General features: G+C 52.1%; 14 protein-coding genes. 9 read left to right on the forward strand and 5 right to left on the reverse strand.

Going from position 1 to position 15,429, the window contains the following annotated elements; translation table 11 throughout:
- Window positions 1–11: 11 nt before the first annotated feature.
- A complete protein-coding gene (locus ACT53C_RS05640; protein WP_194749227.1) occupies window positions 12–347 on the reverse strand; it encodes a zinc ribbon domain-containing protein YjdM in 336 nt (111 codons plus the stop codon).
- Between the two features lie 140 nt (window positions 348–487).
- Between ACT53C_RS05640 and ACT53C_RS05645 the strand changes: the two genes are divergently transcribed.
- Complete coding sequence (locus tag ACT53C_RS05645; RefSeq protein ID WP_275356588.1) at window positions 488–1,285, forward strand: transglutaminase family protein; 798 nt, start codon at window positions 488–490, stop codon at window positions 1,283–1,285.
- Window positions 1,286–1,304: 19 nt separating this feature from the next.
- Window positions 1,305–2,165, forward strand: coding sequence for a transglutaminase family protein (locus tag ACT53C_RS05650; RefSeq protein ID WP_476145223.1), 861 nt, complete (start codon window positions 1,305–1,307; stop codon window positions 2,163–2,165).
- A gap of 100 nt (window positions 2,166–2,265) precedes the next feature.
- Here ACT53C_RS05650 and tkt read toward each other — a convergent pair whose 3' ends face one another.
- Window positions 2,266–4,251 (reverse strand): transketolase, encoded by a 1,986-nt coding sequence (gene tkt / locus ACT53C_RS05655; protein WP_313988683.1) that lies wholly within the window; start codon window positions 4,249–4,251, stop codon window positions 2,266–2,268.
- A 273-nt stretch (window positions 4,252–4,524) separates the two neighbouring features.
- Here tkt and fae point away from each other — a divergent pair, with 273 nt between their 5' ends.
- Window positions 4,525–5,076, forward strand: coding sequence for a formaldehyde-activating enzyme (fae, locus tag ACT53C_RS05660; RefSeq protein ID WP_313988680.1), 552 nt, complete (start codon window positions 4,525–4,527; stop codon window positions 5,074–5,076).
- A gap of 77 nt (window positions 5,077–5,153) precedes the next feature.
- Here the strand turns inward: fae and ACT53C_RS05665 are convergent, their stop codons facing one another.
- Both ACT53C_RS05665 and ACT53C_RS05670 read right to left on the reverse strand, forming a co-directional pair.
- Complete coding sequence (locus tag ACT53C_RS05665; RefSeq protein ID WP_338656410.1) at window positions 5,154–6,167, reverse strand: Gfo/Idh/MocA family protein; 1,014 nt, start codon at window positions 6,165–6,167, stop codon at window positions 5,154–5,156.
- A 112-nt stretch (window positions 6,168–6,279) separates the two neighbouring features.
- Complete coding sequence (locus ACT53C_RS05670) at window positions 6,280–6,918, reverse strand: response regulator (protein WP_228518904.1); 639 nt, start codon at window positions 6,916–6,918, stop codon at window positions 6,280–6,282.
- Window positions 6,919–7,075: 157 nt separating this feature from the next.
- Here ACT53C_RS05670 and ACT53C_RS05675 point away from each other — a divergent pair, with 157 nt between their 5' ends.
- The 6 genes from ACT53C_RS05675 to ACT53C_RS05700 all read left to right on the forward strand — a co-directional run bounded on the left by ACT53C_RS05675 (window position 7,076) and on the right by ACT53C_RS05700 (window position 14,844).
- Window positions 7,076–8,332, forward strand: coding sequence for a hypothetical protein (locus ACT53C_RS05675; RefSeq protein ID WP_476145224.1), 1,257 nt, complete (start codon window positions 7,076–7,078; stop codon window positions 8,330–8,332).
- Between the two features lie 8 nt (window positions 8,333–8,340).
- Window positions 8,341–10,212 (forward strand): sensor histidine kinase, encoded by a 1,872-nt coding sequence (locus ACT53C_RS05680; protein WP_476145225.1) that lies wholly within the window; start codon window positions 8,341–8,343, stop codon window positions 10,210–10,212.
- Window positions 10,213–10,309: 97 nt separating this feature from the next.
- Window positions 10,310–10,975: a PEP-CTERM sorting domain-containing protein gene (locus ACT53C_RS05685; protein WP_476145226.1), complete on the forward strand. Its 666-nt coding sequence runs from the start codon at window positions 10,310–10,312 to the stop codon at window positions 10,973–10,975.
- Between the two features lie 165 nt (window positions 10,976–11,140).
- Window positions 11,141–12,709 carry a hypothetical protein gene (locus tag ACT53C_RS05690; protein WP_476145227.1) on the forward strand — a complete coding sequence of 523 codons (1,569 nt, stop codon included), beginning with the start codon at window positions 11,141–11,143 and terminating at the stop codon, window positions 12,707–12,709.
- Between the two features lie 83 nt (window positions 12,710–12,792).
- Window positions 12,793–13,476, forward strand: a complete 684-nt coding sequence (locus ACT53C_RS05695; protein ID WP_476145228.1) for a PEP-CTERM sorting domain-containing protein — start codon at window positions 12,793–12,795, stop codon at window positions 13,474–13,476.
- Between the two features lie 156 nt (window positions 13,477–13,632).
- A complete protein-coding gene (locus ACT53C_RS05700; protein ID WP_476145229.1) occupies window positions 13,633–14,844 on the forward strand; it encodes an NnrS family protein in 1,212 nt (403 codons plus the stop codon).
- Window positions 14,845–14,847: 3 nt separating this feature from the next.
- On the opposite strand, the gene ACT53C_RS05705 is transcribed toward ACT53C_RS05700, so the two are convergent.
- The gene (locus ACT53C_RS05705) at window positions 14,848–15,399 is read right to left on the reverse strand and encodes a thioredoxin family protein (protein WP_275356576.1); all 552 of its coding nucleotides are present in this window, start codon (window positions 15,397–15,399) and stop codon (window positions 14,848–14,850) included.
- Window positions 15,400–15,429: the final 30 nt, after the last annotated feature.

The following is a 15,429-nucleotide window of genomic DNA, read 5'->3' on the forward strand; positions in this document are numbered from 1 at the left end:
GAGTCATCCGGCTAAGCCTTTTTCACAAACTCCGACTTTAACTTCATCGCGCCAAAGCCATCAATTTTGCAGTCGATATCGTGGTCGCCGTCGACCAGGCGGATGTTTTTCACTTTGGTGCCGACCTTAACGACAGATGAAGAACCTTTGACTTTCAGGTCTTTGATCACAGTAATCGTATCGCCGTCTTGCAGCACGTTGCCGTTGGCATCGCGCACGACTTTGAGTTCTTCTGATTCGGCAGTGGCCACTTTGCTCCACTCATGCGCGCACTCTGGGCAGACGTAGTTGTCACCGTCTTCGTAGGTGTATTCGGATTGGCATTTTGGGCAGGCTGGCAATGACATAAAAAACTTTCTGGCTAAAACTGTAAAACCGTAAATTTTACAGGGTTATTATTGATATGTCTTAGTTATTCATTCACTTTTGCACATATGTCTTGAAAGCAGGCTAGAATGGGTTGGCTTGCATCACTTAAGGATTGCACATGTGGTTACGTACTGAATGTGATATCAGCTTTGTTGTCAGTATTCCCACACCGTTTATTTTGATGCTGAGGCCGCGCAGTGGGGTGCATCAATGGGTAGCTCGACAGTCTTATACGCTTAAGCCCAGTGTGCCGGTGGAAGAATATACCGACACTTATGGCAATCTTTGTCAGCGCCTGATTGCGCCTGTGGGTGAGTTTTATATCAGCACATCGGCGGATATTTTGACCGCTGACAAGCTTGAGACTGCCCCCGGCGGGCGGTTCGAAGAGGTTCAGCATTTGCCTAACCATGTGCTGACTTATTTACTGCCGTCACGCTATTGCGAGTCAGATAAATTCATTGATCTGGGCCAGCAAATTGTCGCCAATGTGCTGCCTGGATACGATCAGGTAAAGGCCATCGAGCAATGGATACGCCAGAATATTCGTTTTAATCCGGATTCTCCACATTTTCAACTATCTGCGGTTGAGGTGAATCAGCAGCGCGAAGGCGTTTGCCGTGAGCTGGCACATTTGGGCATCGCCTTGTGCCGAGGGTTGTGCATCCCGGCACGCATGGTGGTGGGGTATTTGCACGGGCTACAACCGATGGACTTTCATGCCTGGTTTGAAGCGTATGTGAATGGGGGATGGTACACGTTTGACCCGAGCCAGTCAGAATCAATGGGCGGACGCATTACTGTGGCCTATGGGCGCGATGCGGCCGATGTTGCCATTTTTAACCAGTTTGGCCCGGCCTTGTACCCGGCGCTGATGCAGGTGCGTGTCACGCAATTGGCCGCCGCACCGATTTAAGCGGTGCGAGAAACACACCATGAAACGATTAAGAATCAAACATCTGACTGAATACCTGTTCTCGAGCACAGTCACACTGCAGCAGCATTATTTATTGCTGCGGCCACGTGAGGGGCACGATTTGCGTATCGAGTCTTCCATCCTTAACATTACGCCGGCGTATCAGATCAAATGGTATCGCGATGTGTTTGATAACTCGCTGGCGGCTGTCACGTTTTTGCAAGCGAGCGACAGACTCACCATTGCAAGTGAAGTGGTGATTCAACACTATGAAGAGGCCCCACTGGATTTTTGGATTGAACCCTATGCAGTGAATTATCCGTTTGCCTATGCGCAGGCTGACTGGGAAGACCTGGCGGCTTTTCAGCGCCCCACATTTGTGGATGATCAAGATGCGGTGAGCCAGTGGCTGCTACAACTGGGGCTGAGAAACGGCAGTATCAATACATTTGAACTGCTGACCCGCCTGAATCAGGCGATTTATACCCAGTTTCGCTACCAGATTCGCGAAGAACCTGGCGTGCAGACCCCGGCCACCACTTTGAATAAGCTGAGTGGCTCTTGCCGTGACTATGCCACCTTGTTTATTGAAGCTTGCCGCCTCTTGGGACTAGCCAGCCGGTTTGTCAGTGGCTATTTGCATGCCCCGGCGACTGAGGCCGGTAACGCCACCACCCATGCCTGGGCTGAGGTATATTTGCCAGGCACCGGCTGGAAAGGCTTTGACCCCACCGCAGGGAAGGTGACCGGCACACAACATATTGCCGTGGCGGTATCACGTAATCCGGAAACGATCCCGCCAGTGGCTGGCAGCTTTATCGGCCCCAATATTCAGCCTAAGTTGATTGTGAATGTACAAGTGAATTTGCTCACAAGCTAAGCAAGAGTAACCTTGCCGTGGATGGGTTGTTTCACGGCATATAGGCGAAAAAAAACCGCTTCACGAGGAAGCGGTTTTTTATGCAACAATCTGGTCTAAATTACAAAACAGATTTCACTGTGTTCACAACATTCTCTACGGTGAAACCGAAGTGTTTGAACAGTGCGCCGCCTGGTGCGGATTCGCCGAAGGTATCGATACCAACAACGGCACCTTCAATACCTACATACTTACGCCAGAAGTCTGGGTGAGCAGCTTCAACAGCCACGCGTTTAACGCCTGGAGTCAATACGCTGTCTTTGTAAGCCTGGTCTTGACGGTCGAATACGTTGGTGGATGGCATGGAAACCACACGCACTTTAGTACCCGCAGCGTTCAATTCAGCAGCCGCTTGAATTGCCAGATCCAACTCGGAACCGTTAGCAATGATGATCACATCCGCTTTACCTGCAGCGTCAGAGAATACATAGCCACCCTTGCGGATCAGTTCAAAGTCTTTAGCATCGTGCTTGATGCCTGGCACTGCTTGACGGCTCAATACCAAGCTGGTTGGGCCTTCAGTGCGCTCTACTGCAGCAACCCATGCAACGGTTGTTTCTGTAGAGTCAGCTGGACGCCATACATCCATACGAGGAATCATACGCAGACCAGAAGTGTTTTCTACTGGTTGGTGGGTAGGACCGTCTTCACCTTGACCGATAGAGTCGTGGGTCAGCACGTAGATCACACGTTGATGCATCAACGCAGACATACGCATGCCGTTTTTCATGTAGTCAGAGAACATGTGGAAAGTACCGCCGTATGGCAACAAGCCACCGTGCAATGCCATACCGTTCATGATGGCAGCCATACCGAACTCACGTACACCGTAAGAGATGTAGTTGCCTGGCTCTTTACCACTCACGTGTTTGAATTCTTTAGCCGCTGTCAGGTTAGAACCTGTCAAGTCAGCTGAACCGCCCAGGAATTCTGGCAAGATTGGCGCCAACGCTGTAATGGCTTTTTGTGAAGCTTGACGAGTTGCCAATTTCTCAGCTTTTTCGTTCGTTTCAGCGATGATTGCGTCAGTCAGTGACTTCCAGTTAGCTGGCAATTCACCGGCCATACGGCGTTTGAATTCTGCAGCTTCTGCTGGGTAGGCTTTAGCGTAAGCGTCGAACTTGGCGTTCCAGTCAGCTTCGCGTTTTGCGCCTTTGTCTTTTTGGTTCCAGCCTTCGTACACGTCAGCAGGAATCACGAATGGCTCGTGTGGCCAGCCGATTTCAGCACGGGTTGCTGCAACTTCAGCTTCGCCCAATGCGGAACCGTGGCAGTCGTGTGAACCGGATTTGTTTGGAGAACCTTTACCGATGATGGTTTTACAGCAGATCAGTGATGGTTTGTCAGTCACTGATTTCGCTTCGTCGATGGCTTTCTGAATCGCAGCCTGGTCGTGACCATCTACTGAAACAACGTGCCAGCCGTATGCTTTGAAGCGGCCTGCGGTGTCGTCTGTGTACCAGCCTTCGATGTGGCCGTCGATAGAAATACCGTTGTCATCCCAGAAAGCAACCAGTTTGCCCAGGCCCCATGTACCAGCCAGTGCGCAAGCTTCGTGAGAAACGCCTTCCATCATACAGCCGTCGCCCAGGAACACGTATGTGTAGTGGTCAACGATGTCGTGGCCTGGCTTGTTGAATTGGCTAGCCAGCAGTTTTTCTGCCATGGCGAAACCAACGCCGTTTGCAATACCCTGGCCCAATGGACCGGTGGTTGTTTCAACGCCAGGTGCGTAGCCGTATTCTGGGTGACCAGCGCAACGGGAGTGCAATTGACGGAAAGACTTGATGTCGTCCATGGTCACATCGTAACCAGTCAGGTGCAGCAAGGAGTAAATCAGCATTGAGCCATGGCCGTTTGACAATACGAAACGGTCACGGTTAGCCCATTGTGGGTTGTTTGGGTTGTGGCTCAGATTGTGGTTCCACAATACTTCAGCAATTTCAGCCATGCCCATAGGTGCGCCTGGGTGGCCGGAGTTTGCTTTTTGTACAGCGTCCATGCTCAGAGCACGGATGGCGTTGCACAAGTCGACACGAGTTGCCATTGTTTTCTCCCTAGAGTGAAAGTGAACGGTCTTACACAAAAAGCTGCAAAACCTTGATTGAATTCTTTAAAAAAGCCAGAAAACCAGCCTTTTACGGAAAGGCTAGATTATTCCCTAGAACCTGCTTTTCTTCAAGCGTTAATGGTTATTAAATTCATGCACGCGCTTGGTGCCTCAAGCGGTAAAACCGCGATACCGAGCGCATGCAACTAGCCATGGTGGGAGAATTCCCCTACCATGTTGCAATACATTGATAGCAAAGGAGCTCCAAAGATGTCTAATGATCGAATTATTATGCGTGTGGGTGAAGCACTGGTGGCAGGCGGCCCACCCGGCACGGCGGCTGAACCCGAAGTGGCGATTGGTGAAATGAACGGCCCGATGGGCACAGCATTTGCCAACCTGCTGGGCGACCAGGTCAAAGGCCATACCCGCGTACTGGCGATTATGAACACCGACATTATGGTGCGCCCAGCGACGCTGATGGTGAGCAAGGTGACTGTGAAAGATCCGCGTTACACCAATATTTTGATGGGCACCGTGCAGGGCGCCATTGCCAACGGCGTACTGGATGCCGTACGTAGCGGCGATATCCCGAAAGAAAAAGCCAATGACTTGGGCATTATTGTTTCAGTGTGGTTGAGCCCGGCGATTCTGGAACAAGAGAAAATCGACCATAAGGCGCTGTTTGATATTCACCGTGAGGCGACCTTCAAGGCGATTCAAAAAGCCTTGCGCAATGAGCCTAGCATAGACTGGTTGTTAGAAAACCAGGAGAAGATTGTGCATAAGTATTACCAGATGGGCCTGGATAATAAGATTTAGAGCATGGCAAGTTTTAAAACACCAACTCAGCAATAAAAAAAGGATGCCTTGGCATCCTTTTTTTATTGTGCAAAGCCTTAACGTTTCAACGCCGCAATCACCGCTTCAATTGCTTTGCAATTACCACGCGCATCATCAAAAGTGAGCAAAGGCGCTTTGCCATTGAGCACACAATCACCAAAGTGCTCGATCTCAAGGTTAAAGTGGTTAGCCTTGGGCAAAACGATGGTTTCTGACTTGCCGCCCGCTTCCCAGCTAATGACCGGATCATCGCCCGGGTAAGACCACATATTGTGGCACTTGATCCAGCCCTTATCGCCAATCAGCTCATACTCGGCTTTGCGGCCACGCTCAAAACTCACATCAAAGTGGCCGAAACGCGCACGTCCCTGTGCATCAGGGCCAAAATCGAGCACACCACTGGCAACCACATCGGCGCCATGCTCGTTGAGTTTGCCATAGGCCAATACATCTTTAGGTTCGGCAGGGACGCCGTTTTGCGCAAAACACCAGCGCAAGGCATGGATGGCGTAAGGCCCAATATCCCACATGGCACCACCACCGTTGGCCATATCACGGGTAATGCGGTACATACGTGCAGGCGCCATCAGGAAAGAAAAACTGGCACGGCATGAAAGCACATCGCCGATGAGCCCGCTGTCGATTAATTCTTTAACCTTGGCATGCTGCGGATGAAAGCGGTACATAAAGCCTTCCATCACGGTCACCCCTTTGGCTTTGGCGGCAGATTCAATCGCATCAATATCTGCCAACTTGGTGGTCATCGGCTTTTCTATCAGCACATGCTTGCCTGCCGCAATCGCCTTGAGCGCCCATTCGGCATGCTCTTCGTTAGCCATGGGGCAATAGACAGCTTCAACATTGCTGTCTGTGAGCAGGCTGTCCATATCGTCATAACAACTAACGCCACCCGCATTGGGTGCGTATTTATCCAGCGTGGCCTTGGCGGCGCCCGGGCGGCGGCTGGCGATGGCGACCAGTTGTGAGTTGCTGGCCTCTACAATCGCAGGTAGCAGGCGCTCATTCACACGCGCAGCACCGAGAATGCCCCATTTTAGTTTTGTCGTCATGATGCTCTTCCCATGTTTTAATTTGGCTGATTATACCTTGCAGAAAATGGCGGGGTCATGCGCCTTTGCATTAAGAAAGACAGGGCAAGAGCTTTGTAAGTGCCCTAAAAGATTAAATCAGCCCCATGCGTTGTGCCGTGATGGCGGCTTCAGCCCGCGAAGAAACATTTAATTTGCGGTAGATTTCCTTGACGTACCCAGCCACCGTATTGCGCTTGAGACCGAGAATATTGGCAGTTTCTGCCATGGTCATGCCTTTGGCAATAATCGACAGCACCTCTTTTTCACGCTCGGTGAGAACGCCTTGTGCAGTCGCCTCGACATAGGGCTCGTGAAAATGCCGCAATAACTTGCGCGCAATCGCGGGTGACAGTGGCGGCTGACCCGTCACAATCCCATTCAGCGCCTGTACGATGGCGGTTTGCGGCTGATCTTTGAGCAAATAACCATGCGCCCCTGCGCGCAATGCCGGGAAAATGTGACTATCATCATCAAATATGCTGGCTACCACACAAATTGTTTGCGGTGAATGACGATTTAACCATTCAATCACCGCAACCCCGCTACCATCTGGTAGACTCAAATCAATGAGCGCGATATCGATTGCTGATAGATGGTTCAACGCAGTGAGTGCCTGCGCGATGTGATTGGCTGCGTGTATCTGGATATCTGGAAAACTCTGTTGCAGGACCTCAGACAGCCACAATTGTGACTCGGGAGTATCCTCAAGAATAAAAGCAGTTTTCATCATAGGGCAGTGGCTAGGACAGCAATAGCGTTGGGATAAAAACTATATACCAAATTCAACGTATAACACCCCCGCAAACAGGGGGCTCCGATCAAAAAATAATTCGAATACACTCATGACCAAGACTCTTTTGTGTTTGCCTGTTTTGTTGCCGAATCGAATGCGCCCCCTATTACGCCCGAACTTGATCAATTTATTGATGGGCGGGCTATTGCTGGGTAACTTTCTAACCCAACAGGCATTCGCCATGGATGAATTACCCATACCCACGGCATTTGGCCTCAACACCATGGCGCCTGAAAGTAGCTGGGGCATCCGCTTTGAGCAACGCAACAACGACTACCACCAGACCTATGATCAACATGGCAACTTGCAGGGACTAGGCGCCAGCTTTGACGGCATTCAATTAAATAGCAGCATTTTCCCTTCGCTCGCACTATTAGGTCCTGGTGCCTCGCTGGGAACGACGCGCTTCAAGAGTGAGGTGCGTAACCAGATCAGCACATTGACCATCGGCTATGGCGTCACGCCGGATATCACGGTAGGCGCGATTATCCCTTATGTGAAATCACACACGCACGTCAGTTTTGGCGTCGACGGTGGTAATGTCGGTGCAAACCCGGCGTTTGACGCGAGCCAACCGATTAGCGCGGGCAACTTTCCGTTTGCGCCTGCGGGTGGCGCGGTGGCTCCCATGGATACGGCTGGCGTACAAGGCATCCTGACGAACCCGGCGTATGGTTATCAATACAAGCGGATTGCTTCTCAACAGTCAGAGGGATTTAGCGACCCGACCATAGGCGTGCTCTGGCGGGCTTATAAGGCGGCAGACCAGAGCCTGATTGTGGGCATCGGCTGGCGAGTGGGTCTGGCCAGAAAAGACGACCCGGATAACTTGCTGGATACGCCGCCCGGCGACGGTAGCGACGACCTGCGCACCCGCATAGAATATTTCAAGAATATAGGCAGCCACCTCGACTTGCGCTTGCTGGCCGATTACAACTGGCAAACCCGCGACAAAGCCAGCATGCGCATCCCCTCATCAGGCCAGTTACTGGCCCTCGCCAGTAGCAAACAAAGATTACAACGCAACCTGGGGGACTTTTATGAAACCGATATTGAGTTGGGGTATCGCTGGTCCAACTGGCGCTGGGCGGCCACCTGGCACCGTTATGAAAAGCAGTCTGACACTTACCGCTCTGACCTTGGCACCGATACCAGCAGCCTGGAAACGAACACCTACACCCGCGCCGACCAGTACCGGCTGAGTGCGACCTGGAGTGGTATCCAGGCCTGGCAACAAGGCAAGTTACCGCTGCCGCTGATCGTCAGGCTCGAAATGCAGGATACTTTTTCCGGGCGCAACTTTGTCGATGTCCGAGACATTTACCTGCAAGTGACGGCCTTGTTTAGATGAGTTTTTGCGTGCATGCCCTGTTAAGACCATTGCGCGATAGCTGCATTTTTTTGTGGCTGTTGCTCGCCTCCCTAAGCACATTTGCAACCCCTGAGGTGACCAGCAACGCTCTAGTCAGCATGAAACAAGGAGAGTTTGTCCAGAGTGCCGCTCCCCAGCCCCCAAGTGACCATGCAGACTGGCAAACTGCCAGCCTGCCGGACATCTGGAAGATCACTCATCCGACGGCAGAGGGCATAGGCTGGTATCGCTTTCAGTTTGATTACCCGACACTCAGCCAGAAGGCTTTGTATGGACTCTACCTTTCCAGGCTCAGCCTGAATGCGGAAGCGTTTCTCAATGGTGAGAAGATAGGCTCTGGCGGTGCGTTTGAAGAGCCCGTCGCCAGGCACTGGAACCGCCCCTTGTTATTTGCCATCCCGCCCCACCTGCTCAAGCCCCGCGACAATCTGTTACTCGTAAGAGTCATTGCCCCCGCACACTCTCAAGGCATGCTCGCTCCGCCGCAAATAGATACATTAGAGCATCTGCAACCGCGCTTTGAAGAAGCCAGATTTATCCGTATCACACTGAACCAGACGTCAAGCTTGCTGATCGTGGGGATTGGGCTACTGATGCTGAGCCTGTGGTGGCGCAGAAAGCAGGATACCGCCTACGGCCTGTTTGGACTGGCAGCCTTTGTCTGGGCACTGCAATCCCTCAATTTTTACATCATCACAGCGCCGTTGCCGACCCCGCAATGGGAGTTGTTTGTGAATGCGAGTTTTCAGGCGATTGCCACCTTGTGGCTCATCTCACTGCTTGATTTTGTCGGCATCCGACTCAAGCGTTTCAATCAATTGCTGTGGGCGATCCTCATCATGTCGCCGCTGACTTTGCTGTGCACTCCCGACGCCTACTTTACTGACGTCACCGATGTATGGCACCTGGTGACCATGGGTGTGGTGGTGTTCGGCCTCTGCTTGCTGGCAAAAGAAGGCATTTTGCACCGCAATAAGGACGCCAACTTACTGTTGCTAACCTTGAGTTTGATCCTGCTATTTGCATTTCATGACTGGTTGATACACACCAATATTGCTGCACTCAACCACTGGGTGAGCAATGAGGAATATCTGATGCAATTCTCGGCCCCCGTGCTGTTTTTGATTGTCGGGCTCATGATGACTTCACGGTATGTGGGGGCCCTCAATGATTACGAGCAACTGAATCAGCAACTCGAACAACGCGTGGTTTCCAAGCATGAAGAGCTGAATCAAAACTTTCAGCAGCTGCAGTCCATTCTCAAAGAGCAGGCCTCACTGGAGGAGCGAGAGCGGATTTACCAGGACCTGCATGACGACTTGGGTGCAAAACTGCTGACCCTGGTATACCGCGCCCAAGACAGCAACAATGCCGAACTTGCCAGGTCGGCCCTGCAAGACCTGCGCGATGTAGTTTCACGGGCCGGCACAGAACATATCCCATTGACGGATGCCATGGCCGACTACCGCATCGAGTGCGAAAAACGCTTGAGTGATGTCCATATTCAGCTGGTTTGGCAAATTGAGATGAAGGAAGACCACTTGCTCCTGACGCAACCGCAAGTCCTCAACCTGGGCCGCATTATCCGCGAGGCGGTTTCAAATGTGATCCGCCATGCCCAGGCAAGCCAGGTCACAGTCAACCTGAGTCGTAGCGACAGGCAGCTGTTACTGTCAGTGAGTGACAATGGCATCGGGCTGCCCGCCGAGTCGGCCAGAAACAAAGGCCGCGGTTTGAACAATATTCAGAAACGCGCGACGCTGCTGGGCGGTGAAGTGCACTTTGAGGCCTTATCCACAGGCGGGCTCAAGCTCTGCCTGCAGCTGCCGTTGCAAGCATTTGCGCAAGCTCCCCATTGATACCCCCCCTATCCAGGGGGTGCAAGCCGGATGGCAAAGTCTCTAAGATGAGCATTCCAATCATCAGGAGGAGAGAGACATGCACAGATTAACAATAATGACCGCACTCACTGTTTGTTTACTTGCCAGTGCCAATATGGCACATGCCACGAGTAGTACCGCGATCTTCTGGGGACCGACGCCCTACCTATCCTCAAGTGATATCCCAACTGGCTTTTACCTGGGAGGCAATCCTGTCCTACTAGATAATCTGGAAGATGGATCGCTGGATGCGTCTATCAGTGCCAGTAACGGTTCAGTGTATGGACCCACCGGCATTGCCGACTCGGTGGATGCCGATGATGGCAACATTGATGGTTTTGGCACCGCAGGACGTAGCTGGTTTTCAGGCAATGTGACCTTCACTTACACGGGTAGCGGCCCTCTGCCAACAGCCTTTGGTGTGGTCTGGACGGATGGCTCTGGCACCATTACGTTCAGCGCAACAGATGCACTGGGGCAGTCACTGGGTTCACAGTCGTATACGGGCATTCCTGATGGCACGTTTGGCGGCACCACGGGCGATGACCGCTTCTTTGGTGTGCAGTTTGCCGGCGGCATAAAATCAATCACCATAGGCACCGGGGGCGGCATTGAAGTGGATCATATCCAGTATGGGCAAATGGTGAGCAGTGTGCCAGAGCCCACCTCGGCGCTCATGCTCAGTCTGGGCTTGCTGGGCGTGGCTGGATACAGGCGCACGCGCAAATCCACTACAGAATAAAGGCGCTGTCACGCGCCAAAATCCTAGTAAAAAAATAAAAACGACTGTTTCACCCTTTGAGTAGCTGTGATGGCCCCCCCTGAACTGGGGGTGCCTTTTTTCGGATGATTGCACTAGTCTAGGGACATTCTTAATATCGTGCCCAACCAGGGCAAAGGGTTTGTCATGTTGACCTTGCAGCGCTACGCTAAACCATCTGCCGCCATCATTCTGTTGGCTGCTTGCCTGCCTTTCCAGGCCCTCGCCACAGAAATCGCAACTAACATGCGGCTATCCTTTAACGAGATTGCCATCATGAACAGAACCACCTCGGTGTCTGTCGATGGCGTGGATATCACCACTTACAGCAACCAGATTGACAAGCTGTTGACCTTGGACCCAAGTATTGCCAATGCGCGGTTTTTGAGCACCCGACTTGGAACGTTCAGTAGCGGCAGCATGACGATTGAACTAAGAGGTAATCAATTTATTTCACTGAATGACCCAGGGGTCTCAGTATTGCCTGATAGCCAACGCACCCTAACGCGGATAGAAGCCGGCGCCACATTGAGCGGCGGCCTGCTGACCACCACCGAGTCACTCAACCTCGATGCCACCTGGTTTTGCCGTGCAACCGCGCTTTCCTGTACCCGCGACGAAGTCTATAGCACGTTAAAATTTCTCTCTCCGCTCTCAAACTCAACCACCAGTGCAGCGGCACTGGTGCAACCCATACGCTTGCAAGCAAGTGGCGCACCCACGTTTACCGCGGATGGTGTGAGCATCAATTATGCCGGGCTCTCTTTATCCGGCACAGTCAATGTGAATGCCACCTTTACCGCCAAAACACGTAGCCAATATGTGGCAGATGCCCTCGCCGCCACCCCAGGGGCAGGTGGCGGAGTCGCAGCCGCACGCTGGGATGCTGCCGCAACCGATATTCAATCCCTGCGCAATAGTGTACTGACGGATGTCGCAGTCGCAAATACCCTGAAAATCGCCCGCACGCCCGAGCTAAAAGATGCACAAACACTGCTCGCAGCCGCCAGAGACAGCACCATTTTGCTCAATGCAGGCGCGACGGACCCTACCATGTTCAACTCACCCTTCGATCTCATGCGTCAGCTATGGAACGTCACCGCAACCGTGGACCCCTCTCTGGGACGCTCAACGGCTGGCTTCAGCAGCGAAGACCTGACCAGTGACAATGCAGCCGTGTCGCTGGCGGCATTATCGCTGATTGCCAGCGGCAGCAATGAGCATGATTTCGCTGCGCAACTGGACCACGCGCTGGGCGTGCCACTCACGACAAGTGCCGCCCCTCAATTGACGCTGGATGGTGCATTACTTGGCTTGAATAATGCCATGCTGTCTATCTATTACCTGGGCAATAGCAGCAGCGGCTTGGTAGAGCTCAACCTGCCAGATGCTGCTCGCTATGCTCTGTTACGGAATGGATTATATGACCGCATCAGTTTGCTGGAGGGAAATGGCCTGACGGTGATTGGTAACAGCGATTATGCCGGTTCGGCAGTGTTGCAAGGTGAAGGTGAAGTCTATATCGGCGAAATCTCAAGTGGTTTGCTAGAACTCAGCGGACAGAGCACGGCCTCGCGCTTGCAACTCAACAATATATACAGCAACCAGTTTTTGGTCGTCGCCAGCTGGGCAGTGACCCCAGTGCCAGAGCCAAGCCAGGCCTGGCTACTCATGATGGGTTTGCCGCTGTTGTTATGGCGTCGTCAAAGCGCTTGAGAAAATACAGGCATATTTTGCCAGGTCGCTTTAACACACATACAAGCATTCTCATCCCATCATTTATTTAAAAGGAGCATGTGATGTCATCCCCAGTGATTAATCCAGCTTGGTTTATCAAACTCGTTACGCTTTTTACTATTGGCCTGACTAGCATGCCCGCGATGGCAGCCTTCACGGTATACACCGATCAAGCCAGTTTTTTGGCGGCAGCGGGTACAGTCACTACCGAAACTTTTGATGCGATGACAACAGATATAGCCCCCAGCGGCTCCGGCATCACCATTCATGACTTCACACTGAGCGGCAGTGTCAGTGTCGATGCACCTTCTTCAACGATAGATATCAATGGCACAACCAACCTCTATTTCAACACCTCATACGGCGGCTGGGCGGATCTGATTTTTAGTCAGCCAATCACTGCCTTTGGGCTCACCATGAACAATAGTAGACTACAATTGCTCTCCATCAGCTTGGCCCGTATCGGCCCGGCCTATGGTGAATACCATCATATTGCCACCTATGCCGCGCCAGACCCTTACGTCAGCAATCAAACTCTAAATGGCTTTATTGGGTTCACCTCCGATGTGGCGTTTAATCGCATCGTCTTTGCTGGCACCGGTTGCTGCTCCAGTACGTTTGCCGTAGACGATGTCACCTATGCGACGACGCTGGCGACGCCAGTGCCCGAGCCGTTATCGGCCAGCCTGCTTGGCCTGGGGGTCGCAGGCTTGTGCCTGCTTAGAAAACAACCGCTGCGTGTATAACTCACCGACACCTTGGCCATCAGGCCTGATGTTGATTTAACCCCGTTCAGCGCGGGGTTTTTAATTGGCATTTTTGCATGCATCATGTTTGCGTCAGCGCAATATGCGGGCACCTCAGCGCCGTATTATTCGCTATACGCTATTGAGGAGGCCTGCATGCAACCACTCACCATTTCACCTCCCAGCCGCAAAGTACCGGCTAAGCAGTTTGCCCTGTTCAACCTGGGCTTCAGGCCTTTTTTCTTGTTAGCTGCCTGCTTTGCGGTGCTCTCGATTGGCCTCTGGGTGTGGAAATATGCAACGCTTTCTGCGCCAGTGTTGAGCACCGTGACCGCATCACAGTGGCATGCACACGAAATGCTATATGGTTTTGCCTTTGCCGTGATTGCTGGATTTTTACTGACCGCGGTCAAAAACTGGACCGGTCTTCAGACCTTGTATGGTCGCCCGCTCATGGGCTTGGTCACCTGCTGGGCATTGGCCCGCGCCGTCATGCTGATGGCACCCTCTCTGGTCGCATTGGCAGCTGCATTTGACGGCCTATTCAACCTGTGGCTGCTCATCGCGATTGCCAGACCAATTATTCAGGTGAAGCAATGGCGCCAACTGGGCGTACTGTCAAAAGTACTGTTGCTGTCGGTTGGCAACCTGGCTTTTTATTCGCAAGCGCTGGGCTGGACAAACCAAGGTGCACATGCCGCGCTATGGATGGGTTTACTGCTCAATGTCAGCCTGATCATGGTGATGAGCTGCCGCATTTTGCCCATGTTTATTGAGCGTGGTGTGAAAGAACAGGTGACGCTCAAAAATTCAGTTTGGATAGACCGCCTGTTGATGGTCTGCCTGACCGCACTGTTGATCAATATATTAACCGCCAATGCTGAAATGCTGAATACAGTGTTAGGACTTACTATCAGCATCAGCGCAAGCTTTAGGTTATGGCGCTGGCATACACCAGGTATTTGGCAGCTGCCGCTACTGTGGAGTTTTTATCTGGGGCTGTGGCTTATTAACCTGGGCTTTTTACTTTATGTCTTGAGTTTTTTGCTGCCAAGCATTTCGGTGATTATGGCCATCCATTGCTGGGCGATTGGCGGCATCGGCGTGATTACGCTAGCGATGATGGCTAGGGTCTCCTTAGGGCACACAGGCCGCAATATTCATAACCCACCGCGTAGCTTGGTATGGATATTTGGCCTGGTCATTTTTGCTACCCTGAGTCGGGTGTTATTGCCTATCGTGCTACCAGACTTTTACCGTTTGTCAGTGATGCTGGCGGCCAGCACCTGGATCGCCGCATTCACATTATTTACGATTGTCTATTGGCCGATCCTCAGTCAACCACGTATTGACGGCACGCCCGGTTGACGCTCACTCTTTCCACTTGATAGAACAACCAATACTTGCAATCTGTTCCTGCGGGCCGTGACCTGTTTCAGCCACTAACTTCATGGCTTTGAACAATTCACGGGTACTCTCAGGAGCGGTTTCCTTGCGGCTCTCGTCAAACCGACCCCGGTATTGCAACGCAAAATCTTTATTAAAGCCAAAAAAGTCTGGCGTACACACAGCATCATAAAGTTTGGCAATTTGCTGAGTTTCGTCTAACAGATAAGGGAACGGAAACGCCATCTCGGTGGCAATTTTGCGCATGTTCTCAGGGCTGTCTTCCGGATAATCGGAAGGGTCATTCGACATAATCGCCACCGTATTCACGCCCAGCGTCTGTAGTTCTTTTACGTCAGCGATCAGGCGAGGCAAGATGGCTTTCACGTAAGGGCAATGGTTACAGATAAACATCACCAGCAGACCATTTGGCCCCATGCTGGTTTCAAGATTGACGAGCTTGCCATCTACATTAGGCAAATTGAATGCCGGTGCTTTCCAGCCAAAATCACATACGGGGGGGCTAATACTTGCCATCAGCGTTGCTCCTGCAATTAGATCAAACCA

This window comes from Methylophilus sp. DMC14, assembly GCF_056314085.1.